This window comes from Janthinobacterium agaricidamnosum NBRC 102515 = DSM 9628, assembly GCF_000723165.1.
GTDB classification, from domain to species: domain Bacteria; phylum Pseudomonadota; class Gammaproteobacteria; order Burkholderiales; family Burkholderiaceae_D; genus Janthinobacterium; species Janthinobacterium agaricidamnosum.
The window spans coordinates 5,932,305-5,932,542 of the sequence record NZ_HG322949.1 but is presented as its reverse complement, the minus strand read 5'-3'; the positions used below and the strand labels follow the sequence as shown (position 1 = coordinate 5,932,542).

The 238-nt window shown below is 51.3% G+C and carries 1 rRNA gene; it reads right to left on the bottom strand.

Annotated features, from left to right (window positions below):
- Positions 1-55: 55 nt before the first annotated feature.
- Positions 56-168: ribosomal RNA gene (rrf, locus tag GJA_RS25785) — 5S ribosomal RNA — on the bottom strand.
- Between the last annotated feature and the right edge of the window lie 70 nt (positions 169-238).

Below are 238 nucleotides of genomic sequence, written 5' to 3'. Positions count from 1 at the left end.
AGACGTAAAAAAACCCCCGACCGGATCACCGGAAGGGGGTTCTTTCTTATAACTAGCCTGACAATAACCTACTTTCACACTGGTTGCAGCACTATCATCGGCGCAGAGTTGTTTCACGGTCCTGTTCGGGATGGGAAGGGGTGGGACCAACTTGCTATGGTCATCAGGCATAACTTGTACTGGCGCTTGTCTCCTGCTGGACGACAAGGCCATGAATCCGGAAGAAGCAAAGATCGGT